General features: G+C 46.2%; 20 protein-coding genes and 3 rRNA genes. 4 read left to right on the plus strand and 19 right to left on the minus strand.

What is annotated here, in order from left to right:
• Positions 1-20: 20 nt before the first annotated feature.
• The 10 genes from rrf to dusA all read right to left on the minus strand — a co-directional run bounded on the left by rrf (position 21) and on the right by dusA (position 12,581).
• Positions 21-137 (minus strand): 5S ribosomal RNA (gene rrf / locus VER99_RS12695).
• A 92-nt stretch (positions 138-229) separates the two neighbouring features.
• Positions 230-3,120, minus strand: a 23S ribosomal RNA gene (locus VER99_RS12700).
• Positions 3,121-3,400: 280 nt separating this feature from the next.
• Positions 3,401-4,953: ribosomal RNA gene (locus VER99_RS12705) — 16S ribosomal RNA — on the minus strand.
• The 16S, 23S and 5S rRNA genes sit together here, the layout of an rRNA operon.
• A 622-nt stretch (positions 4,954-5,575) precedes the next feature.
• On the minus strand, positions 5,576-6,355 hold the full coding sequence (locus VER99_RS12710) for a phosphoadenylyl-sulfate reductase (RefSeq protein ID WP_020334598.1): 780 nt from the start codon (positions 6,353-6,355) through the stop codon (positions 5,576-5,578).
• Complete coding sequence (gene cysI, locus VER99_RS12715) at positions 6,348-8,084, minus strand: assimilatory sulfite reductase (NADPH) hemoprotein subunit (protein WP_020334599.1); 1,737 nt, start codon at positions 8,082-8,084, stop codon at positions 6,348-6,350. Before cysI ends, VER99_RS12710 begins: the two co-directional genes overlap by 8 nt.
• Positions 8,084-9,955, minus strand: coding sequence for an assimilatory sulfite reductase (NADPH) flavoprotein subunit (locus tag VER99_RS12720; RefSeq protein WP_020334601.1), 1,872 nt, complete (start codon positions 9,953-9,955; stop codon positions 8,084-8,086). Before VER99_RS12720 ends, cysI begins: the two co-directional genes overlap by 1 nt.
• Before the next feature lie 117 nt (positions 9,956-10,072).
• Positions 10,073-10,303, minus strand: a complete 231-nt coding sequence (locus tag VER99_RS12725; protein WP_014233130.1) for a hypothetical protein — start codon at positions 10,301-10,303, stop codon at positions 10,073-10,075.
• A gap of 150 nt (positions 10,304-10,453) precedes the next feature.
• Positions 10,454-11,113, minus strand: coding sequence for a TIGR04219 family outer membrane beta-barrel protein (locus VER99_RS12730; RefSeq protein ID WP_020334602.1), 660 nt, complete (start codon positions 11,111-11,113; stop codon positions 10,454-10,456).
• Positions 11,114-11,221: 108 nt separating this feature from the next.
• Positions 11,222-11,437, minus strand: a complete 216-nt coding sequence (gene pspG, locus VER99_RS12735) for an envelope stress response protein PspG (RefSeq protein ID WP_014233132.1) — start codon at positions 11,435-11,437, stop codon at positions 11,222-11,224.
• A gap of 163 nt (positions 11,438-11,600) precedes the next feature.
• Positions 11,601-12,581: a tRNA dihydrouridine(20/20a) synthase DusA gene (dusA, locus tag VER99_RS12740; protein ID WP_014233133.1), complete on the minus strand. Its 981-nt coding sequence runs from the start codon at positions 12,579-12,581 to the stop codon at positions 11,601-11,603.
• A gap of 343 nt (positions 12,582-12,924) precedes the next feature.
• Here dusA and zur point away from each other — a divergent pair, with 343 nt between their 5' ends.
• Together zur and VER99_RS12750 are read left to right on the plus strand one after the other, a co-directional pair.
• Positions 12,925-13,383: a zinc uptake transcriptional repressor Zur gene (zur, locus tag VER99_RS12745; RefSeq protein ID WP_014233134.1), complete on the plus strand. Its 459-nt coding sequence runs from the start codon at positions 12,925-12,927 to the stop codon at positions 13,381-13,383.
• Positions 13,384-13,398: 15 nt separating this feature from the next.
• Positions 13,399-13,860 (plus strand): chemotaxis protein CheX, encoded by a 462-nt coding sequence (locus tag VER99_RS12750; RefSeq protein WP_005381269.1) that lies wholly within the window; start codon positions 13,399-13,401, stop codon positions 13,858-13,860.
• Between the two features lie 89 nt (positions 13,861-13,949).
• Here VER99_RS12750 and pgi read toward each other — a convergent pair whose 3' ends face one another.
• A complete protein-coding gene (gene pgi, locus VER99_RS12755) occupies positions 13,950-15,602 on the minus strand; it encodes a glucose-6-phosphate isomerase (RefSeq protein WP_020334604.1) in 1,653 nt (550 codons plus the stop codon).
• Positions 15,603-15,908: 306 nt separating this feature from the next.
• Between pgi and VER99_RS12760 the strand changes: the two genes are divergently transcribed.
• A complete protein-coding gene (locus tag VER99_RS12760; protein WP_020334605.1) occupies positions 15,909-16,328 on the plus strand; it encodes a secondary thiamine-phosphate synthase enzyme YjbQ in 420 nt (139 codons plus the stop codon).
• Positions 16,329-16,385: 57 nt separating this feature from the next.
• Here the strand turns inward: VER99_RS12760 and alr are convergent, their stop codons facing one another.
• Both alr and VER99_RS12770 read right to left on the minus strand, forming a co-directional pair.
• Entirely contained in the window at positions 16,386-17,462 is a 1,077-nt protein-coding gene (gene alr / locus VER99_RS12765; protein WP_031779226.1) for an alanine racemase, read from the minus strand.
• 13 nt (positions 17,463-17,475) lie between these two features.
• Positions 17,476-18,876: a replicative DNA helicase gene (locus tag VER99_RS12770; protein ID WP_020334607.1), complete on the minus strand. Its 1,401-nt coding sequence runs from the start codon at positions 18,874-18,876 to the stop codon at positions 17,476-17,478.
• Between the two features lie 320 nt (positions 18,877-19,196).
• On the opposite strand from VER99_RS12770, the gene VER99_RS12775 reads away from it, so the two are divergent.
• Positions 19,197-19,961: a DUF481 domain-containing protein gene (locus VER99_RS12775; protein ID WP_024372658.1), complete on the plus strand. Its 765-nt coding sequence runs from the start codon at positions 19,197-19,199 to the stop codon at positions 19,959-19,961.
• Positions 19,962-20,048: 87 nt separating this feature from the next.
• On the opposite strand, the gene rplI is transcribed toward VER99_RS12775, so the two are convergent.
• The 6 genes from rplI to VER99_RS12805 form a co-directional block, all read right to left on the minus strand.
• Positions 20,049-20,501 (minus strand): 50S ribosomal protein L9, encoded by a 453-nt coding sequence (gene rplI, locus VER99_RS12780; RefSeq protein WP_014233140.1) that lies wholly within the window; start codon positions 20,499-20,501, stop codon positions 20,049-20,051.
• A gap of 33 nt (positions 20,502-20,534) precedes the next feature.
• Positions 20,535-20,762 (minus strand): 30S ribosomal protein S18, encoded by a 228-nt coding sequence (rpsR, locus tag VER99_RS12785; protein WP_000090472.1) that lies wholly within the window; start codon positions 20,760-20,762, stop codon positions 20,535-20,537.
• Between the two features lie 16 nt (positions 20,763-20,778).
• Positions 20,779-21,081 (minus strand): primosomal replication protein N, encoded by a 303-nt coding sequence (priB, locus tag VER99_RS12790; RefSeq protein WP_014233141.1) that lies wholly within the window; start codon positions 21,079-21,081, stop codon positions 20,779-20,781.
• A gap of 8 nt (positions 21,082-21,089) precedes the next feature.
• Positions 21,090-21,479: a 30S ribosomal protein S6 gene (gene rpsF / locus VER99_RS12795; protein ID WP_014233142.1), complete on the minus strand. Its 390-nt coding sequence runs from the start codon at positions 21,477-21,479 to the stop codon at positions 21,090-21,092.
• A gap of 231 nt (positions 21,480-21,710) precedes the next feature.
• A complete protein-coding gene (rpe, locus tag VER99_RS12800) occupies positions 21,711-22,382 on the minus strand; it encodes a ribulose-phosphate 3-epimerase (RefSeq protein WP_014233143.1) in 672 nt (223 codons plus the stop codon).
• A gap of 93 nt (positions 22,383-22,475) precedes the next feature.
• Positions 22,476-23,315, minus strand: coding sequence for a Dam family site-specific DNA-(adenine-N6)-methyltransferase (locus VER99_RS12805; RefSeq protein ID WP_020334610.1), 840 nt, complete (start codon positions 23,313-23,315; stop codon positions 22,476-22,478).
• Positions 23,316-23,381: the final 66 nt, after the last annotated feature.

The raw sequence follows: 23,381 nt of genomic DNA on the forward strand, positions 1-23,381 counted from the left end.
TAAGCAAGTGCAAAATAAAAGCCTGGCGATGTCCTACTCTCACATGGGGAAACCCCACACTACCATCGGCGCTATTTTGTTTCACTTCTGAGTTCGGAATGGAAGTCAGGTGGGTCCAAAACGCTATGGTCGCCAAGCAAATTCTTTAATCTGGAAAGCTGTTTTTAATTCTCGTTTTTACACATTCAACGTTCTTACATTGAGTCCATCAAAACCCCTTGGGTGTTGTATGGTTAAGCCTCACGGGCAATTAGTACAGGTTAGCTCAACGCCTCACAACGCTTACACACCCTGCCTATCAACGTCGTAGTCTACGACAACCCTTTAGGATACTTAAAGTATCAGGGAGAACTCATCTCAAGGCTCGCTTCCCGCTTAGATGCTTTCAGCGGTTATCGATCCCGAACTTAGCTACCGGGCAATGCGTCTGGCGACACAACCCGAACACCAGAGGTTCGTCCACTCCGGTCCTCTCGTACTAGGAGCAGCCCCTTTCAATTCTCCAACGCCCACGGCAGATAGGGACCGAACTGTCTCACGACGTTCTAAACCCAGCTCGCGTACCACTTTAAATGGCGAACAGCCATACCCTTGGGACCGACTTCAGCCCCAGGATGTGATGAGCCGACATCGAGGTGCCAAACACCGCCGTCGATATGAACTCTTGGGCGGTATCAGCCTGTTATCCCCGGAGTACCTTTTATCCGTTGAGCGATGGCCCTTCCATTCAGAACCACCGGATCACTATGACCTGCTTTCGCACCTGCTCGAATTGTCATTCTCGCAGTCAAGCGGGCTTATGCCATTGCACTAACCTCACGATGTCCAACCGTGATTAGCCCACCTTCGTGCTCCTCCGTTACGCTTTGGGAGGAGACCGCCCCAGTCAAACTACCCACCAGGCACTGTCCGCAACCCCGATAAGGGGTCAACGTTAGAACATCAACACTACAAGGGTGGTATTTCAAGGACGGCTCCACGAATACTGGCGTACTCGTTTCAAAGCCTCCCACCTATCCTACACATGTAGGGTCAATGTTCAGTGCCAAGCTGTAGTAAAGGTTCACGGGGTCTTTCCGTCTAGCCGCGGGTACACTGCATCTTCACAGCGATTTCAATTTCACTGAGTCTCGGGTGGAGACAGCGTGGCCATCATTACGCCATTCGTGCAGGTCGGAACTTACCCGACAAGGAATTTCGCTACCTTAGGACCGTTATAGTTACGGCCGCCGTTTACCGGGGCTTCGATCAAGAGCTTCGACCGAAGTCTAACCCCATCAATTAACCTTCCGGCACCGGGCAGGCGTCACACCGTATACGTCATCTTACGATTTTGCACAGTGCTGTGTTTTTAATAAACAGTTGCAGCCACCTGGTATCTGCGACTCTCAATAGCTCCATCCGCGAGGGACTTCACCGTCGAGAGCGTACCTTCTCCCGAAGTTACGGTACCATTTTGCCTAGTTCCTTCACCCGAGTTCTCTCAAGCGCCTTGGTATTCTCTACCCGACCACCTGTGTCGGTTTGGGGTACGATTCCTTACAATCTGAAGCTTAGAGGCTTTTCCTGGAAGCATGGCATCAATGACTTCACACCCGTAGGTGCTCGACGTCGTGTCTCAGCCTTAGAGAGAGCCGGATTTACCTAACTCTCAAGCCTACGCACTTGAACCTGGACAACCGTCGCCAGGCCCACCTAGCCTTCTCCGTCCCCCCATCGCAATTGTAAGAAGTACGGGAATATTAACCCGTTTCCCATCGACTACGCCTTTCGGCCTCGCCTTAGGGGTCGACTTACCCTGCCCCGATTAACGTTGGACAGGAACCCTTGGTCTTCCGGCGAGGAGGTTTTTCACCCCCTTTATCGTTACTCATGTCAGCATTCGCACTTCTGATACGTCCAGCATGCGTTACCACACACCTTCAACCGCTTACAGAACGCTCCCCTACCCAATATACAAAAGTATATTGCCGCAGCTTCGGTTTACTACTTAGCCCCGTTACATCTTCCGCGCAGGCCGACTCGACCAGTGAGCTATTACGCTTTCTTTAAATGATGGCTGCTTCTAAGCCAACATCCTGGCTGTCTGAGCCTTCCCACATCGTTTCCCACTTAGTAGTAATTTGGGACCTTAGCTGGCGGTCTGGGTTGTTTCCCTCTCCACGACGGACGTTAGCACCCGCCGTGTGTCTCCCGGATAGTACTTACTGGTATTCGGAGTTTGCAAAGGGTTGGTAAGTCGGGATGACCCCCTAGCCTTAACAGTGCTCTACCCCCAGTAGTATTCGTCCGAGGCGCTACCTAAATAGCTTTCGGGGAGAACCAGCTATCTCCAGGTTTGATTGGCCTTTCACCCCTAGCCACAAGTCATCCGCTAATTTTTCAACATTAGTCGGTTCGGTCCTCCAGTTGATGTTACTCAACCTTCAACCTGCCCATGGCTAGATCACCTGGTTTCGGGTCTATATCCAGAGACTGAACGCCCAGTTAAGACTCGGTTTCCCTACGGCTCCCCTAGATGGTTAACCTTGCCACTGAATATAAGTCGCTGACCCATTATACAAAAGGTACGCAGTCACAGGACAAAGCCTGCTCCTACTGCTTGTACGTACACGGTTTCAGGTTCTATTTCACTCCCCTCACAGGGGTTCTTTTCGCCTTTCCCTCACGGTACTGGTTCACTATCGGTCAGTCAGTAGTATTTAGCCTTGGAGGATGGTCCCCCCATATTCAGACAGGATATCACGTGTCCCGCCCTACTCGATTTCACTGAACACACATCGTCAACTACGGGACTATCACCCTGTATCGTCGGCCTTTCCAGACCGTTCGTCTAACGTGTGTAAAGCTTAAGGGCTAGTCCAATTTCGCTCGCCGCTACTTTCGGAATCTCGGTTGATTTCTTTTCCTCGGGGTACTTAGATGTTTCAGTTCCCCCGGTTCGCCTCCTGTTGCTATGTATTCACAACAGGATACTTACTTATGTAAGTGGGTTTCCCCATTCGGAAATCCCAGACTCAAGTGGCTTTTACTGCCTAATCTGGGCTTATCGCAAGTTAATACGTCCTTCATCGCCTCTGACTGCCAAGGCATCCACCGTGTACGCTTAGTCACTTAACCATACAACCCGAAGGAGTTTCGAATTGAAGTTAAACAACCAAAGTTGCTGTCTCATTATTTAAATGAGCGAGACAGCTTTCGATTTTGCCGGACTCAAATTCCAAGAACACTTGAATGTGTTTTTAGTTGTATTCAAATACATGAATACTTTGAGAACTTTACAAATAATCTTAAAGATTATTTTGTCAGCTTTCCAAATTGTTAAAGAGCTATGTTAGCTACAAGCTTTCGCTTGTGAACTATCAATCTGTGTGGACACTCATCGTGAGTAATCATCGTATAAGGAGGTGATCCAGCGCCAGGTTCCCCTAGCGCTACCTTGTTACGACTTCACCCCAGTCATGAACCACAAAGTGGTAAGCGTCCCCCCGAAGGTTAAACTACCTACTTCTTTTGCAGCCCACTCCCATGGTGTGACGGGCGGTGTGTACAAGGCCCGGGAACGTATTCACCGTGGCATTCTGATCCACGATTACTAGCGATTCCGACTTCATGGAGTCGAGTTGCAGACTCCAATCCGGACTACGACGCACTTTTTGGGATTCGCTCACTTTCGCAAGTTGGCCGCCCTCTGTATGCGCCATTGTAGCACGTGTGTAGCCCTACTCGTAAGGGCCATGATGACTTGACGTCGTCCCCACCTTCCTCCGGTTTATCACCGGCAGTCTCCCTGGAGTTCCCGACATTACTCGCTGGCAAACAAGGATAAGGGTTGCGCTCGTTGCGGGACTTAACCCAACATTTCACAACACGAGCTGACGACAGCCATGCAGCACCTGTCTCAGAGTTCCCGAAGGCACCAATCCATCTCTGGAAAGTTCTCTGGATGTCAAGAGTAGGTAAGGTTCTTCGCGTTGCATCGAATTAAACCACATGCTCCACCGCTTGTGCGGGCCCCCGTCAATTCATTTGAGTTTTAATCTTGCGACCGTACTCCCCAGGCGGTCTACTTAACGCGTTAGCTCCGAAAGCCACGGCTCAAGGCCACAACCTCCAAGTAGACATCGTTTACGGCGTGGACTACCAGGGTATCTAATCCTGTTTGCTCCCCACGCTTTCGCATCTGAGTGTCAGTATCTGTCCAGGGGGCCGCCTTCGCCACCGGTATTCCTTCAGATCTCTACGCATTTCACCGCTACACCTGAAATTCTACCCCCCTCTACAGTACTCTAGTCTGCCAGTTTCAAATGCTATTCCGAGGTTGAGCCCCGGGCTTTCACATCTGACTTAACAAACCACCTGCATGCGCTTTACGCCCAGTAATTCCGATTAACGCTCGCACCCTCCGTATTACCGCGGCTGCTGGCACGGAGTTAGCCGGTGCTTCTTCTGTCGCTAACGTCAAATAATGCATCTATTAAACACACTACCTTCCTCACGACTGAAAGTGCTTTACAACCCGAAGGCCTTCTTCACACACGCGGCATGGCTGCATCAGGCTTGCGCCCATTGTGCAATATTCCCCACTGCTGCCTCCCGTAGGAGTCTGGACCGTGTCTCAGTTCCAGTGTGGCTGATCATCCTCTCAGACCAGCTAGGGATCGTCGCCTTGGTGAGCCCTTACCTCACCAACTAGCTAATCCCACCTAGGCATATCCTGACGCGAGAGGCCCGAAGGTCCCCCTCTTTGGCCCGTAGGCATCATGCGGTATTAGCCATCGTTTCCAATGGTTATCCCCCACATCAGGGCAATTTCCTAGGCATTACTCACCCGTCCGCCGCTCGACGCCGTTAACGTCCCCCGAAGGTTCAGTTAACTCGTTTCCGCTCGACTTGCATGTGTTAGGCCTGCCGCCAGCGTTCAATCTGAGCCATGATCAAACTCTTCAATTTAAGATTTTGTCGGCTCAATGAATACTGAACATTACATAAAGTAATGTTTGAATTGACTGTGCTGAATCCGAAGATTCAATGGTCACTTCGTATCATTGAAACCTAATTTGAAACCGAAGTTTCTAATTGGATTATCATCAACGAGTGCCCACACAGATTGATAGGTTCTTATTTTTAAAGAGCTACTCTTCTTTGCGATTCGCATCACTTCGGAAGAGGCGGCCATTCTAGCGAGATAATTTTCCGTGTCAAACACTTTTTGCTTTTTATTTTACTTTTTAAAAGTAAAGGCAATTAACTATTTCGCTTTTCTTTTTGACCTTGCCGACTTTGCTTGAACCCTTATGAGCGCTTGCCCTGTCGACGAGGTGGCATTATAGAGATCGCGCTCACGTTGGCAAGCGTTATTTTGCAAAATTTGCAAAAATAATGGTTAAACGATGACTTTTCACTCAAAGCCTTATTTATCCAACTTTACCCCTAACAATCAAACAGGTTATCCACAGAGTTATCCTTAAATACCTGTTTTTGCCCCCTGCTTTTTACTTCTATAAGTAAAAAAGAGAGCTGCTTTACAGCAGCTCTCTTTTTATAGGAGATGGAGACCGAGCTCTATCTCTTCTTATATACCCGAACCATCTTGTTCAGAGTCATCATCTTCGTGAAGTCCACATTCACGCTTCAAACCAAAGAATCGAGTTTCTTCCTCTGACATTCCAGGTTCCCACTTCTGCGTAGTATGTGTATCACCTACAGAGAGATAACCTTCATCCCAAAGTGGATGGTATTTCAGTCCGTGTTGCTCTAAGTAATAGTGGACATCTTTATTCGTCCAATCGATTACTGGCAAAAACTTAAATACGCCATTCTGAATTGATAGTATCGGCAAACCTGCTCGAGATTTGCTTTGCTCTCTGCGAAGGCCAGAAAACCAAGTTCCGACTTTAAGCTCTTTCAATGCACGACGCATTGGTTCAACTTTATTGAGTTTGTTGTACTTCTCGATCCCTTCAACACCCTGCTCCCAAAGTTTTCCATAACGAGCTTCTTGCCAATGAGCACTTTCTACTGCTCGGTAAACTTTTAGGTTGAGGTTCAGTTGCTCGGTTAACTCATCAATAAAGCGATAGGTTTCAGCAAACAAATACCCGGTATCCGTTAAGATAATTGGGATGTCTGGTTTTTCTTGAGTCACAAGATGAAGCATTACTGCGGCTTGGATACCAAAACTAGACGAAACGGCAAACTCTCCGTCTAGGTTTTCCAAAGCCCATTTTACTCGCTCTTGTGCCGAAAGCTGTTCAAGTTCGACATTGATTTGGGCAAGACGGAGGATTTGCTCCGTCTTAGTTAATGTCAGCAACTCTGCCAGCTCCGGTTTGGAAGCTACAGAATCAAGCATGCAAGTCCCTCTTAGATACTTTGACTTCTTGAATGATGCCAGCGCGGATTGCAAAATCACCAAATCCTTCGCCAGTTTCACGCTCTGCAGCCCAACGACCTACAAGCTGATCAATCTCTTCTAGTATCTGTTTGTCAGTGATGTTTTCTTTATACATCTTCGGAATACGTGTACCCGCTCGGTTACCGCCTAGGTGAAGGTTGTAACGACCCGGAGCTTTACCTACTAAACCAATTTCCGCCAACATTGCGCGGCCACAACCGTTAGGGCAACCAGTGACACGCAGAATGATGTTGTCTTCTTCAGGTAAACCGTGTTTTTCCAGGATACCTTCTACATCAGTAACAAACTGAGGTAGGAAGCGTTCGGCTTCCGCCATTGCAAGCGGACAAGTCGGGAAGGCCACACACGCCATTGAGTTTTTACGCTGTTCACTGACGCTATCATCAACCAGGCCATGCTCACGAGCGATCTTCTCGATTAGCTCTTTTTGATCAGCTGGTACGCCCGCAACAATCAGGTTTTGGTTCGCTGTCATGCGGAAATCACCTTTGTGAATTTTCGCGATTTCAGCGACACCCGTTTTTAGTGGCTTACCTGGGTAATCCAATAAACGACCATTCTCGATAAACATCGCTAAGTGGTGCTTACCATCAATGCCTTCTACCCAACCGATTCGATCACCGCGTTCGGTAAACTCGTATGGGCGGCTTTCTTCAAACTGAATGCCAGCACGTTTTTCTACTTCCGCTTTAAAGACGTCAATACCAACACGATCGAGTGTGTACTTAGTTTTCGCGTTCTTACGGTTTGAACGGTTACCCCAGTCACGCTGAGTCGTTACAACTGCAGCGGCAACATCGAGTGTCTTTTCTAGTGGAACAAAACCAAAGTCGTCTGCACGGCGAGCGTAAGTTGACGTATCGCCATGCGTCATTGCCAGACCACCGCCAACAAGCACGTTGAAACCAACCAGCTTGCCGTTATCTGCAATCGCAACAAAGTTCAGGTCGTTCGCGTGTACATCCACATCATTTTGCGGTGGGATCACAACGGTCGTTTTGAACTTACGTGGTAAGTAATTTTTACCCAGAATCGGCTCGTCTTCTTCTGTTGATTCGACTTTCTCACCGTCTAACCAAATCTCAGCATACGCACGCGTTTTCGGTAGAAGATGCTCACTGATCTTCTTCGCCCACTCGTATGCTTCCTGGTGTAGTTCAGACTCTACTGGGTTAGTAGTACACAGTACGTTACGGTTAACGTCACCTGCCGTTGCAATTGAATCGATACCAATGCTGTTCAACGTTTGGTGCATCAACTTGATGTTTGGCTTCAGTACACCGTGGAACTGGAACGTTTGACGTGTCGTCAGACGAATACTTCCATATAGAGAGTGCTCTGTTGCAAACTTATCAATCGCTAACCACTGCGTTGGGGTAATGATACCTCCAGGCATACGAGCACGAAGCATCACGTTATGAAGAGGCTCAAGCTTTTGCTTGGTACGCTCGTTACGGATATCGCGGTCGTCTTGCTGATACATACCGTGGAAACGAATTAACTGGAAGTTATCTGCGGTAAAACCACCAGTAATACGATCCTGTAGGTCTTGCTCAATAGTGCCACGTAATAGGTTACTTTCTCTTTTTAGACGCTCGTTATCAGATAGTGGTCCTAGCTCTTCGCCTAATACAACCTGCTTATTATTCTCAGTCGAAAAAGTCATTAGTACACATCCCTCTGATAACGTTTCGCTTTACGTAAGTCATTAATAAATTGTTCTGCTTCATCGCGAGCCAGTTTACCTTCCTGCTCAGCAACAATGACAAGTGCGTCATGAACATCTTTTGCCATGCGGGTAGCATCACCACATACATAGATGTAAGCGCCTTCTTGAATCCACTGCCAAACTTGCTCAGCGTTTTCCAGAATACGGTGTTGTACATAAACCTTTTCTACTTGGTCACGGCTAAATGCCACATCCAAACGGCTTAGTGCACCTGACTTAAGGTATTTTTGCCATTCAACTTGGTACAAGAAGTCTTGCGTGAATGTGCGGTCGCCAAAGAACAACCAGTTTTTACCTTCTGCATCGCGGTTTTCGCGCTCTTGAATAAAGCTACGGAATGGAGCAATACCAGTACCCGGGCCGACCATGATGATTGGTGTATTGTCGTCTTCAGGCAGTTTGAAGTTGTTGTTGTGTTCGATAAACACTTTAACTTCACCACCTTCTTCCAGGCGTTGTGCCAAGAAGCTAGACGCACCACCATAACGTTTCTCTTCGTTGTGATCGTACTCGACCAAACCAACCGTCAAGTGTACTTCTTCATCCACTTCTGCTTGGCTTGAAGCAATAGAGTAAAGACGAGGCGTTAGACGGCGTAGTAAACCGACCAGCTCATCAGCCGTTAGCTTAGTTTTCTTCTCTGCCAGCACATCTACGATTTGCGTGTTAGCCGAGTACTCACGAAGCTTGTCTTTATCTTCAACCAGCTTTTGCAGCTTCTTGCTACCAGAAAGCTCTGCAAACTTTGTCACAAACTGAGGGTTAGATGTCGTGATTTCGTATTTACTCACTAGTGCACTGTGAATAGACAGACTTTCGCCATCGACTTCTACCGTTTCAACACCTGATAGGCCAACTTTGCCAAGAACCGCATTTGCTAGTTCTGAGCTGTTTTCATACCACACACCTAACGCATCACCTGGCTGGTAAGTAAGACCAGAGTCTTCCAGATCGATTTCGATATGGCGAACGTCTTTACCTGAATCTCGGCCAGTGATCTTTTGGCTGGTCAACAGTGTTGCTGTGTATGGGTTCTGCTTGTTGTATTGCGAATGCGTTGTCGCTGCTTGTCCAACAGGAAGTTGCACAACTTCAGCTTCGTTACCAGATGAAAGTGTTTCTTTTACTTTCTCCAGTGCGCTCTTACGCCATTCAGTGGCAGGTGCTTCGTAGTCAACGTCACAGTCAATACGGTCGATAAACGGCTTCGCACCTAATTTTGACAAATAAGTGTCGAAGTCTTTACCTGTTTGACAGAAGAATTCATAGCTTGAATCGCCAAGCGCAATAACACCGTACTGAAGGTTAGGCAGTTTTGGCGCTTTCTTAGATTGCAAGAACTCATGCAGTTCAATGGCATTATCTGGCGCTTCGCCTTCACCATTCGTAGACGCGACGAAAATAACGTGCGTTTCTTTAGCTAGGTTTTTGCCTTTGTAATCGCTGGCATCAAATAGCTCAACGGCAATTCCTTCTGCTTTTGCTTCTTGCTCTAAAGCTTCAGCAACACCTTTGGCATTACCTGTTTGAGAAGCAAAAATAACACTCAGTTTACCTGCTGGTTTTGCTGATACAGCGGCTGCAGCTTGCGTAATTGGCGTAGCCGCTGCACTCGGTTGATTTTGAGCCAAACCCCAGAAGTAGCCACTGACCCAAGCAAGTTGTTGCGAAGACAACCCAGAGACAGTGTTTTGGAGTGAATTAAATTGTTGGTCATTCAGCGGGCTAGCGATTGGAGGAACTCCCCCTTGCCCGTTATTATCATCAGACACATTATTGTGTGAATACTCATTCTTTTGAAAAGACATTATCACGACATCCCTATTCATTGCGTGACGATAGAGTACCCACTCTCCTTAATAACAAGAAAGAATAGAAGTGAATGTTTTATAACTTTTTGGAAGTAAGAACGGCTTAGTTTTTGCTCAACGGTCTTCAATGCGGACTTGTTGAAACCCTACGGCCATCGCTGACTTTGATGCTGCATCCAAATCTTCATAAAGACATTCTTCGCCATGATTGTCTGTCAGAAACACGAATCCACCTCGTGCATGCCTAAACTCCACGACCCAACCACCTTCTTGGATCGACGGTTCAATAATGGCTTCCACAAGCTGGTTTTCACGAAATAGATGTCTTAATTCATTTATTGTCATCGCTATCCCTGCTCTAACTTTCACATTGATCCTAGATAAGCATGGTCTAACTGGAGAAAATAGGCAGAAAAATTCGATTACATATAATGAAGAGGTATAAAAAAACGCCGCTTATAATGCGACGTTTTAAAACCAGAACCGTTAATCGGCTTAAAAAGTGTATTCAGCACTCAAGAAAAAGCCATCGGCGAAAATGAACTCTTTACCTAAACTTGAAAGAAATTGTTCTGATTCCAAGTCTATCACTCGATAGCCACCACGAAATGCCAGTTGGTTTTCTTGCAAAGGCAGTTTGTATTGAATGCCTGCCATTAGATCTGTGCTTTTAATGCCTTTACTGTCACCAAAGTTCATTTCTCCAATCACATCAAAATTGGTATTTGGAACGGTTATTTCCGCGTAGCCGTACCATGCCCAAATGAGGTCATCAAAATCTTCAGTGCGAGGAGAGGTGCCAGCATCAATGTACTTCGTATCACTTAAATTACTGAAAGTAAGGCCGGCATCAAAGTGCAATAAATCATGCTCTAACACTTGGTAATACAGCGTCAGATCTAATTTATCAAAGCCCATGTAATCAGCATCAATGCTGGTATATCGCAAGCGTGCATTAGGAACGTATTTTACGTCATGTTCAATTGCGGCATAGAATGCGCCAGTCGTACTGCTATCTCTTCTGACTTCGTTAACTTTTGTATCTGCCGCCCAGACATCCACGCCAACTTTAGTTGAAACGGAAGACTCAGCGAAAACAGGAAAAGTGGCTGCCAGCGATAGTGCTGTTAAAGCGATGGTCGCTTTATTTGTCATGTCGTGTGTTCTCCGAGATAGCTGATATTCAACAGTTAGGGTATGAGTAGAAATATACCACACTCTCATACCCCTCCATCAACTAAATCAATGAGATCAACGGATCGCCTATTTGTAGCGAGGCTGCGCAACCACGTTTTTGAAAAACCAAATACCCAATGCGATGACAATTAGCCAAGGTAACAGTTTTAGTACCGCACCTATCATCCCCAGTAAAAACATCACAACCAGAGCAATACCTGTTGCCGCGAATACTGTCACCATCGTGATACCCGTTACTAATAGGGTCGCCGCAAAGACTAAAAGAAAGATCAGCTCCAACATAATTACTTCTCCATACATTTTTCAAATAACAGAGCAGGTAACATGCCAACTTGGATAAATTTACATAATCTATTGATATATAATAATAAAAAAACCAGAGGCATTTCTGCACTCTGGCTTACTCATTCTCTAGTTGGTCATTTTAACCAACCACTGGTGAATTTTACACATTCAACTCTTTTGGGATCTTCGCTAACGCATCTTGCAGCACTTCTAGTCCAGAACCAGGCTTGTGCGCATTTTCACTGATATGACGACGCCATTGACGAGCACCCGGCATGCTTTGGAATAAACCCAGCATATGACGAGTAATATGACCGATATATGCGCCTTTTGCGAGTTGCTCTTCAATGTAAGGGTACATTTCTTCTACAATTTCGCTGCGCTTTTTCACCGGAGCACTCGAACCAAATAGTTCTTGATCGACCGAGGCAAGAATATACGGACTTTGATAAGCTTCGCGGCCAATCATCACACCATCAAGATGTTGTAGATGCGCTTTCGCTTCTTCTAACGATTTTACCCCGCCATTGATAGCGACAGTTAGATGAGAGAAGTCTTTCTTTAACTGGTAAGCACGCGGGTAATCCAATGGTGGAATCTCGCGGTTTTCTTTCGGGCTAAGGCCACTTAGCCAGGCTTTGCGCGCGTGAATGGTAAACTGCTCACAACCGCCTTTCTCAGACACTATCGACACAAAATCCGTCAGGAACTCGTACGAGTCTTGATCATCAATACCGATACGTGTTTTTACTGTAACGGGTACATCAACCACGTCTTTCATTGCGGCTACACAATCTGCGACCAGCTGAGGCTCCGCCATCAGACACGCACCGAAGCGCCCGTTTTGCACACGATCAGATGGGCAACCCACGTTCAGGTTGATCTCATCATAACCACGCTCCTCGGCAAGCTTGGCACACTTAGCCAGGTCTTCAGGGTTCGAACCACCCAACTGAAGGGCTAACGGATGCTCCTCTTCGTTGTAAGCAAGAAAGTCTCCTTTTCCATGAATGATCGCGCCTGTGGTCACCATTTCAGTGTACAACAGGGTTTCTTTGGTCATTAAGCGATGGAAGTAGCGACAATGACGATCGGTCCAATCTAACATTGGTGCTACGGAGAGCCTGCAAGAATGAGTCATGATTTAAACACCCGTTTTTATGTTACCAAGGTCGAGCGCAGCAGTACGCCCAAAAAATAAGTCGGGTATTGTATACCCAGTCACCTTAAGGTGCTAGTTTCCGCATGAAGTTCTTGGCCATAAAACCAATCCGCAGATGATGTGAATACTGTCTCCAGCAAAGAAGAACTGGTCGATTAAAACGATTTCTGCACCGTCTTACCATTCTGTTATGACCACTTCGTCACGATGCGAGGAGCGATTTGCTTTAATTCATGATTTTCGCAGTGATAGTAGGTAAAATGAAATATCTCTAGACGAACTTCGTAGAGAAAGAATTTATAATTAAGCACGTCCAATAGTTATGGTGAAAGGTTTGACCCCAACAATCATTGAACAAGTTGAAAATATCTGCGCCGAGCGCGGAGTAAGATTGACTCCCCAGCGCCGACGTGTGTTTGAACTTATCTGTTCGAATCGCAGTGCATCAAGTGCGTATGAGCTATTGGAGCAATTAAAAGAGAGCGAACCACAAGCGAAACCACCTACGGTTTATCGCGCCCTGGACTTTCTCCTCGAGCAAGGCTTTATCCATCGAGTAGAATCAACCAACAGTTTTATAACTTGTTGTTCTTTCAATACGCAACAACACTTTTTTCAATTACTAATTTGTGATAAATGTGGTGCTGTTGTTGAACTCGAAGACGAAAACTTGATCGCCCTGTTAGCTAAAAATGCTGAAAAGCATGGATTCAAACTCACTAATCAAGTTATTGAAACACATGGTGAATGCCAAGCCTGTGCTTCCGAAACGAAAGAATAAGTATAGAAGACCAATATGCGCGCTGAATTTGTAAACCCGTTTTTAGCTTCTTTAATGAACGTGCTGAAAACAATGGCTTCTCTGGAGCTGAAGCCTCAAAAACCTCGAATCAAAAAAGATGAAATCGCACGAGGTGATGTTTCAGGTTTAATAGGCATGGTTGGTCCGCAAACTCGTGGCTCAATGTCGATTACCTTCGATGAAGCGTTAGCACTGGAAATCATGCAGAACATGCTTGGTGAGCGCCCGAACGGACTCAATGAAGAAGTGACCGATATGGTCGGTGAAATCACTAATATGGTGACAGGTGGAGCAAAACGAATTCTGGCTGAGAGTGGGTTTGATTTTGATATGGCAACGCCGGTTGTGGTTTCTGGCCGAGGCCATACTATTCGTCACAAGTGTGAAGGTTCGATAATTATCATGCCTTTCTCCTCACAATGGGGAAATGCGTTTATCGAGATTTGCTTCGAATAACCCTCTCTATTAATGAGTGAAACTAACGCACTCAACTCAGAGATTCAAAAAAGGTCAGCAATTGCTGACCTTTTTATTCTAATCGTGCATTACGCTTTGAAAGCTTTGAATGCGTTGATCAGACCATTTGTAGAGCTATCGTGTGAACTGATTGCCGATTCATCAGCTAGCTCTGGCAGGATTTGGTTTGCTAGTTGTTTACCTAGCTCAACACCCCATTGGTCAAAGCTGAAGATGTTCCAAATAACGCCTTGTACGAAGATCTTGTGCTCGTACATTGCGATTAGGTTACCTAGCGTGCGAGGTGTGATTTGCTTAACTAAGATAGAGTTAGTTGGGCGGTTACCTTCAAATACTTTGAATGGAGCGATAGCCGCTACTTCTTCTGCATTTTTACCAGATAGTACCAACTCTTCTTTCACTGTCTCTACACACTTACCAAACGCAAGCGCTTCTGTTTGTGCGAAGAAGTTCGACATCAGTTTCTGATGGTGATCGCTTGCTGGGTTGTGGCTGATTGCAGGTGCAATGAAGTCACATGGGATCAGCTTAGTACCTTGGTGGATTAGCTGGTAGAACGCGTGCTGGCCGTTTGTACCTGGTTCACCCCAGATGATTGGGCCAGTTTGGTAAGTCACAGCATTACCGTCACGGTCAACGTATTTACCGTTTGACTCCATGTTACCTTGCTGGAAGTACGCTGCGAAACGGTGCATGTACTGATCGTAAGGCAGGATAGCTTCAGACTCTGCGCCGTGGAAGTTGTTGTACCAAATGCCGATAAGCGCCAGGATCACTGGGATGTTGCTTTCCAGTTCTGTTGAGACAAAGTGCTTGTCCATCTCGTGTGCGCCATCAAGTAGCTCAACGAAGTTGTCGAAGCCAACGGCTAGTGCAATTGAAAGACCGATTGCAGACCATAGAGAGTAACGACCGCCAACCCAGTCCCAGAATTCAAACATGTTGTCTGTGTCGATACCGAACTCAGAAACTGCTGTCGCGTTAGTAGAAAGTGCCGCGAAGTGCTTAGCAACGTGTGCTTGATCGCCAGCCGTTTCCAGGAACCAATCACGAGCAGAATGCGCGTTAGTCATGGTTTCTTGAGTTGTGAATGTTTTAGAAGCGATCAGGAATAGTGTTGTTTCAGGATCGACTTTCTTTAGTGTCTCTACGATGTGAGTGCCATCAACGTTAGACACGAAATGCAGGTTTAGATGGTTTTTGTATGGTGCCAGTGCTTCCGTCACCATGTAAGGACCAAGGTCAGAACCACCGATACCGATGTTTACGATATCTGTAATCGCTTTACCAGTGTAACCTTTCCATTCACCGCCAATCACACGCTCTGTGAAAGACTTAATTTTTTCCAGAACGGCATTTACAGCTGGCATTACGTCTTCACCATCAACCATAACCGGTGTATTCGCACGGTTACGCAGAGCGGTGTGCAGAACTGCACGGCCTTCTGTCTGGTTGATCGCTTCACCACTGAACATCGCTTCGATTGCAGATTTCAGCTCAGTCTCTTTAGCAAGAGTGAACAGGTGCTTCAGAGTTTCCTCATTGATGAGGTTCTTTGAGTAGTCGACAAGAATGTCTGAGCCGAAACGTGCAGAGTATTTGTCAAAACGATCCGCGTCTTGAGCAAACAGCTCTTTTAGATCCATATCTTGTGCAGATTCGAAGTGCGCTGTTAACGCTTTCCAAGCTTGTGTTTGCGTTGGATTGATATTTTTCAACATGGTCTTTATCCCGATGTTACAGTAGGTTCCATTCCTTACAGTCTAGCGAAAACTGCGGAATCCCCGATTTAGCAAAAAGAATTTAAATGTAGATGTTTGGGCGTTTTGCCACAAAACAAGTCTTTGTAATTTTTTTTCAGGCAACAATTATGACCGAGAGCATTTACCCTCACATTGAGTTAGGTCACGTTAGCTGCCCTGAATTTGAACAATTCATTCATAGGTATAGAATAATATCATCAAGTAATGACAGGCTCTAATTGGATTAGAATAGACGCCAAATTAGAAATGTCCAAAGGAACGCGTATGTGGACGCAAAAAACACTAAATTTAAAAGCAAGAAGTCGCGGTTTTCACCTGATTACTGATGAAATTGAACAACAATTACCGCAAATAAGTACTCTTTCAGTAGGTTTGTTACACCTTTTTATTCAGCATACCTCTGCGAGTCTGACCTTGAATGAGAACGCTGATCCCACCGTTCGTATGGATATGGAAGCGCATTTCAATAAGTATGTTCCTGAGCGCGCTTCTTATTACCAGCATACTTATGAGGGTGATGACGACATGCCTGCCCATATTAAAGCATCACTACTTGGCAGCAGTGTGACGATTCCAATTCAGAATGGTCGCTTGGCGTTAGGAACTTGGCAGGGCATATACTTAGGTGAACACCGAGATTTTGGTGGCGGCCGTCGCATCATCGCAACGATAAATGGTGAATAAAAAATAGGGGCTAACGCATTGGTTAGCCCCTATTCTTGAATTGCTATTATCCGAAAGTTACTTTGAATATTCCATTTCGACACGTGGCGTTAGCTTGGTCACTAACTCATACGCTATGGTGCCAATGTGATGAGCCACTTCCTCAACAGGTAACTCTTTTCCCCACAGAATTGCTTCATCACCGACTTTGTCTTTCGCATCCGGCCCAAGATCGACGGTCAGCATATCCATCGAGACCCGACCGGCGATAGGCACTTTACGCCCGTTGACCCACACTGGTGTGCCATTCGGCGCGCCTCTTGGGTAACCGTCGCCATAACCAACAGCAATCACACCTACTTTGGTGTCTCGCTCGCTCGTCCAGGCTCCACCGTAACCAACACTCTCGCCTTTTTTCACTTCACGCACTGCGATCAGGTGAGACTTAAGTGTCATTGCGGGTTGGTAACCTAAATCTTGTGCCGTTTTATCCCCAAACGGAGATACGCCGTACATGATGATTCCCGGACGAACCCAATCGAGGTGGCTTTGTGGCCACGCCAGTAGCCCCGCCGAGGCCGCTAGTGAACGCTCACCATGACAGCCCTGCGTCAATGAATTAAACAGTTCTATCTGCTGAGATGTAATTTCACTGTCTAACTCATCAGCACAACCAAAGTGGCTCATGTAACGCAGCGGTTTAGCCACATTAGGACACGATTTGAGTCGTGAGGCTAATTCATCAAACTGCTCAGGGCGTACACCCAGTCGATGCATACCACTGTCAATTTTGAGCCATACCACCACTGGTGTTTCCAGCTCGGCTTGTTCAAGAGCTATCAACTGCTCTTCACAATGCACAACGGTTTGGATGTTATTGGTCACCAATACAGGTAAATCACCCGAAGAATAAAACCCTTCTAACAACAAAATTGGCTTCACGACACCGCAAGCTCTCAGTTGCAGCGCTTCTTCAATACGCGCAACACCAAAAGCGTCGGCCTCACCAGTATGCTTTGCTACGTGACGCAAACCATGGCCATAACCGTTGGCTTTCACCACTGCCATCACTTTGCTGTTTGGCGCTTGAGCTTTAACTCGACGTAAATTGTGTTGCAACGCAGACAGGTCAATACACGCCTTCGCGGCTTTCATGTAGCTCATGGCATTACTCATCATCAATGTCGAATGCTGGACCCGCATAATTGTCAAAGCGTGAGTGTTGGCCTTGGAAAGTGAGACGTACAGAACCGATTGGACCGTTACGCTGCTTACCAATAATAATTTCAGCAGTACCTTTATATGCGCTATCTGGGTGGTAAACCTCATCACGGTAAATAAACATGATCAAGTCGGCATCCTGCTCGATAGAGCCCGACTCACGCAAGTCCGAGTTTACCGGACGTTTATCTGCACGTTGCTCCAAAGAACGGTTTAGCTGCGAAAGTGCCACAACAGGTACATTCAATTCTTTCGCCAGCGCTTTAAGCGAGCGCGAGATCTCAGCGATTTCCAGAGTACGGTTGTCTGTTAACGCAGGTACTCGCATCAACTGAAGGTAGTCGACCATGATCATGGATAAACCACCGTGTTCACGGGCAACACGACGAGCACGAGAACGTACCTCTGTCGGCGTTAGACCAGAGCTATCGTCGATGTACATGTTTTTCTTCTGCATCAGGATACCCATGGTAGAAGAAATACGCGCCCAGTCTTCATCATCCAGCTGACCCGTACGAATTTTAGTTTGGTCAACACGCGACAAGGATGCCAGCATACGCATCATCAACTGTTCAGCAGGCATCTCTAACGAGAAAATTAGCACGGGTTTATCTTGCTGCATTGCCGCGTTTTCACACAAGTTCATCGCAAAAGTGGTTTTACCCATCGATGGACGTGCCGCGACAATAACCAAATCAGAACCTTGTAGACCTGCGGTTTTCTTGTTGAGATCGGTAAAGCCAGTGTCGACACCCGTTACACCATCCTGCGGAGTTTTATATAACAACTCAATACGCTCGAGGGTTTTTTCCAGGATGTTGTCGACGTTTTGTGGCCCTTCGTTTTCACTGGTACGAGACTCTGCAATCGCGAAAACTTTACTTTCCGCTAAATCGATCAAATCTTCTGAACTGCGGCCTTGCGGATCATAACCTGCGTCAGCGATATCGTTGGCCACGCCAATCAAGCCACGCACGATCGCACGCTCGGCTACGATATCGGCATACGCATTGATGTTAGCCGCACTCGGTGTGTTTTTCGCTAAGTCAGCTAAGTAAGCAAAGCCACCCACATCATCTAACTGCTCGTGACGTTCGAGGTATTCCGACAACGTGATAAGGTCGAGTGGTTTGCCATCTTCAAGAATGGTTTTTACACCTTCAAAGATAAGGCGGTGTGGACGGCTATAGAAATCACTGGCGACAACGCGCTCGGCAACGGTATCCCAACGCTCATTGTCCAGTAAGAGACCACCAATCACTGATTGCTCTGCTTCTAGTGAGTGAGGTGGCACTTTGATTGCGTCGACCTGACTATCTGAAGGTTTGCGATTTCTGTTTTCCGCCATGATTTTGCTCGATAACTACTAATGACCCAAGATTATAACCTTAACCCAACAGAGATGCTCCCTTGAAGCGAAAATTACTTGTTAAGAATCGGAATGCGTTCGGCTGAAAGACATTTTGATAACCAGGTCCGCTGGATAGTTAAAGCCCTAAGATAAGTGCCTACTTTATGGGAGATTTTAGCTTCTTTAATCCTGTAATTTTGCTCTTTCCTAAGATTTAGTTAGCCTAACCAGGTCTAATAAAATTTAACCTACCATTGACCAAAGCGAGCATCTGTATCAGTATCATGCCCCTCCTTTTCATTACGTTCGAGGTTCATGTGTCCCGATACTGGTTACTAAGCGTTAGCATACTATGCGTGGGAGCATCGTACGCTGATGAATCAGTACAACCAGAGCAAACTATTGATGTGCCAGATCCACTGCAAACAGAAGTGGAATTTGGTTATCAAGCTCACACAGGTAACACGGACTCTCGTTCCCTGAATGCTCGTTTGAGTGCTGAATACATATCTGGTCGACATCGTTCTTATGGGGAGTGGAAATACTACAACCTGTATAAAGACGGTGAAGAAGATAAACGCTCTTCCACTTATTCGGTGCAGAGCGACTACAAACTCGGCCCTAGAACCTATTTGTACAGCAGCTTTAAAGGCGTGGATTCGCGCTATAGCGCGTACTTTAAAGATTATACGCTTTCTGGAGGTCTGGGTTACCAGTTCTCCTACACGGAAGATCTCGTATTAGAGGTCGAGGTAGGTCCGGGTTATCGTTACCAGGAGCCTAATCTGGATGAAATAGATGACGACGATATTGTATTTCCGGATATCGTCCGTGAAGGGATCTTTCGTGGCAACCTGAACGCAACTTGGCATGCATTGGACAACCTAAGTTTCGCAGCGGATCTCACGTTGGTAACCGGTAGCAGTAATACCAGCTTGGATAGCGAATTCAGTGTTACTAACGACATTACTGAAGATATTGCGTTAAAACTGACTCACTCTCGTCAATATCACGACAGAGTGCCTGAGGGGTTAAGTAAAGCGGATAGTGTTTTCTCTGTAAATTTGCTTTTCGTTTTCTAATATCCATTTACCGTTCATGCCAAAACAGCAGACATAAAAAAAGCACCTCCGAAGAGGTGCTTTTTAGTATTTCGTCTTGATACTGAATTACTCAGCAGCAACAACTTGTAGGTTCACAGTTGCGAAAACTTCAGAGTGAAGTTGAACGCTGATCTCGAACTCACCAGTTGTACGTAGAGCACCTTCAGGAAGGCGAACTTCGCTCTTAGCAACTTCAACGCCTGCAGCTGTAATAGCGTCAGCGATGTCACGAGTACCGATAGAACCGAATAGTTTGCCTTCGTCACCAGCTTTAGAAGCGATAACAACAGCTTCTAGAGCGTTAACTTTCTCAGCGCGAGCTTCTGCAGCAGTTAGTTGCTCAGCAACTTTAGCTTCTAGTTCAGCACGACGTGCTTCGAACATTTCAACGTTGCCTTTAGTAGCCATAACTGCTTTACCCTGTGGGATAAGGAAGTTACGAGCGTAACCAGATTTAACGTTAACTGTATCGCCAAGACCACCTAGGTTACCGATTTTATCAAGTAGAATAACTTGCATTGCTTAATCCTCTTTCTTAATAAACGGAACCGATTACTGATGCTTGTCAGTGTACGGTAGTAGAGCTAGGTAGCGTGAACGCTTGATAGCACGTGCTAGTTGACGCTGGTACTTAGCGCTTGTACCAGTGATACGGCTAGGTACGATTTTACCAGCTTCAGTGATGTAGTTTTTAAGAGTTGCTACGTCTTTGTAATCAATCTCTTGTACGCCTTCTGCAGTGAAACGGCAGAATTTACGACGACGGAAGAAACGAGCCATGGGCTATCTCCTGATCTTAAATTTGAGTAATGTTGTCGGCATGTAACACTAATTTCCCAACACCATTTCGGCCGGTCTGATAAGCGACAAAGCCACTTACCTTAATGTTACTACCTTGTACTAAATTCTGAGTTATTGCTTGTGACCCAAGCCCGCTGACTACAACCGGCATACGACAATAAACTTGTCTCGGTAAATCAGCTTCGATAACAGTAGAGCGATGCTCTAGCCAAAACCGACAGTGTTCAATGCCACCAGGGCTTTTACTACGAATGGGCGGTTTGGCAATAGTGCCGCTCAGCTCCATTCGATTGGTCATAACAAATATTACTCAGCAGCTTCTGACTTAGCTTCAGGCTTAGCTTCAGAACGCTCTTCACGACGTGGAGCACGCTCTTCTTTTTGCTTAAGCATGATAGATTGCTCAGTGATCGCTGCTTTAGTACGCATGACCATGTTACGTAGAACTGCATCGTTGAAACGGAAAGCAGTTTCTAGTTCATCAATTACAGCTTGGTCAGCTTCAACGTTCATTAGAACGTAGTGAGCTTTGTGAAGCTTGTTGATTGGGTAAGCCAGTTGACGACGACCCCAGTCTTCTAGACGGTGGATTTTACCGCCAGCTTCAGTGATAGAACCAGTGTAACGCTCGATCATGCCAGCAACTTGCTCGCTTTGATCTGGGTGCACCATGAATACGATTTCGTAATGACGCATTGGTTGCTCCTTACGGATTATTCAGCTTCCACAATTGGCTCAGTCGTCCAGAGGAAGCAAGGAACTAAAGATAATTGACTGAGTTTTAAGGAGCACGAATAGTACAGAAAGGACGCAAATTAGGCAAGTGATTATTTGCTAAGCGCGGTGGATATTTTCTTTTCGCGAAAACCAGAAACAACAAAGGCTGCCACTCATTGGACAGCCTTTCAAATCAGCAGGTTAAATTACTTATCTTACCTGAGATAGCTCTTCACGCATTTGGTCGATCACGGCTTTGTAATCTGGCTGACCAAAAATTGCTGAACCAGCAACAAACATGTCTGCGCCCGCTTCAGCAATTTCACGGATATTGTCCACTTTAACGCCACCGTCGATTTCCAAGCGAATATCACGACCTGATTCATCAATCATCTTACGTACCGCGCGTAGCTTATCCATCGTATGAGGAATGAAAGATTGACCACCAAAACCTGGGTTGACCGACATCAGCAGAATCATATCTACTTTGTCCATAATGAACTCAAGGCTTGCCAACGGCGTTGCCGGATTTAGTACTACACCCGCTTTACAGCCGTGCTCTTTGATAAGCTGCAGAGTACGGTCAACGTGCTCAGACGCTTCAACATGGAAGGTGATCATCGATGCGCCAGCTTTCGCGAAGTCAGGAATAATGCGGTCAACCGGCTTAACCATTAGGTGAACATCGATTGGTGCAGTGATGCCGTAATCACGTAACGCTTTACACACTGGTGCACCAAAAGTCAGGTTTGGCACATAGTGGTTATCCATAACATCGAAATGCACCACATCTGCACCCGCTGCGAGAACTTTTTCTACGTCTTCACCTAGACGAGCGAAATCTGCGGATAAAATGGATGGAGCAATAAGAAAATCTTTCATACCTGACCTCAGTAGTGACGAGCAAACCAATTTGCGCGCAATTCTACCGAAGCCAGTGGGGAGATCCACTATTTAGAACAAATAGTGTGAGAACTATGAAGCAGCGCTGTCTGAATCAGGAGTATTAAAAAGTGCCAGCAGTTCATCGACTTTATTTCGACCACTGCCATTACGGCTGATGGTGCGCTTCACTTTTACCACGCTCAAATCCGCTCCGTGGTATAAACGACGCGTTAATGTTGTATCGTGGTTTGAAATCAGTACCGGAATGCCGCGTTCAGTGGCGGTTCTTTCCGCGATATCGGCCAGTGCCGCCTGATCATCGAGCGTAAAACCATTTCCTGCATAAGAGGTGAAGTTTGCGGTATTTGAAAGCGGCGCATACGGTGGATCGCAGTAAACAACACTGCCTTTACGCGCACGGCGAAACGTCTCGGGATAGCCTTCACAAACAAACGTGGCTTTCTTGGCTTTTTCTGCAAAGAATTCCAGTTCAGCTTCAGGGAAATACGGTTTCTTGTATGACCCAAACGGAACATTGAAACCGCCTTTTTTGTTGTAACGGCACAAGCCATTAAAACCAAAACGGTTCATGTAAAGAAAAGCAAGTGAGCGATACATCACGTCGTCAGTCTTGTTGAACTCAGCGCGAATACTCAGATAAGCTTCTTTGCGGTTATTTTCGGCCACGAACCAGCGCTTCGCCTCAGAGATATATTCCTCCGGACGCGCTTTAATAAGGTTATACAGATTGATCAAATCCGGATTGATATCAGCCAGTAAATACTGATCGTAATCTGTATTCAAAAAAACAGAGCCAGCGCCAACAAAAGGTTCAACTAGCTTTCGAGCCGGTGGTAAATGACGTTGGATGTCTTCAACCAGTCCGTATTTTCCTCCTGCCCACTTTAGAAAGGCTCGTTGCTTTTTCATCTACTGCTCTATCTATCGACCCAAAATTAAGGTTGCGGAATGTAACATATTTTTCGGCGAAGCTCA

It is taken from the genome of Vibrio natriegens NBRC 15636 = ATCC 14048 = DSM 759, assembly GCF_035621455.1.
In the GTDB taxonomy this organism is placed as follows: Bacteria; Pseudomonadota; Gammaproteobacteria; order Enterobacterales; family Vibrionaceae; genus Vibrio; species Vibrio natriegens.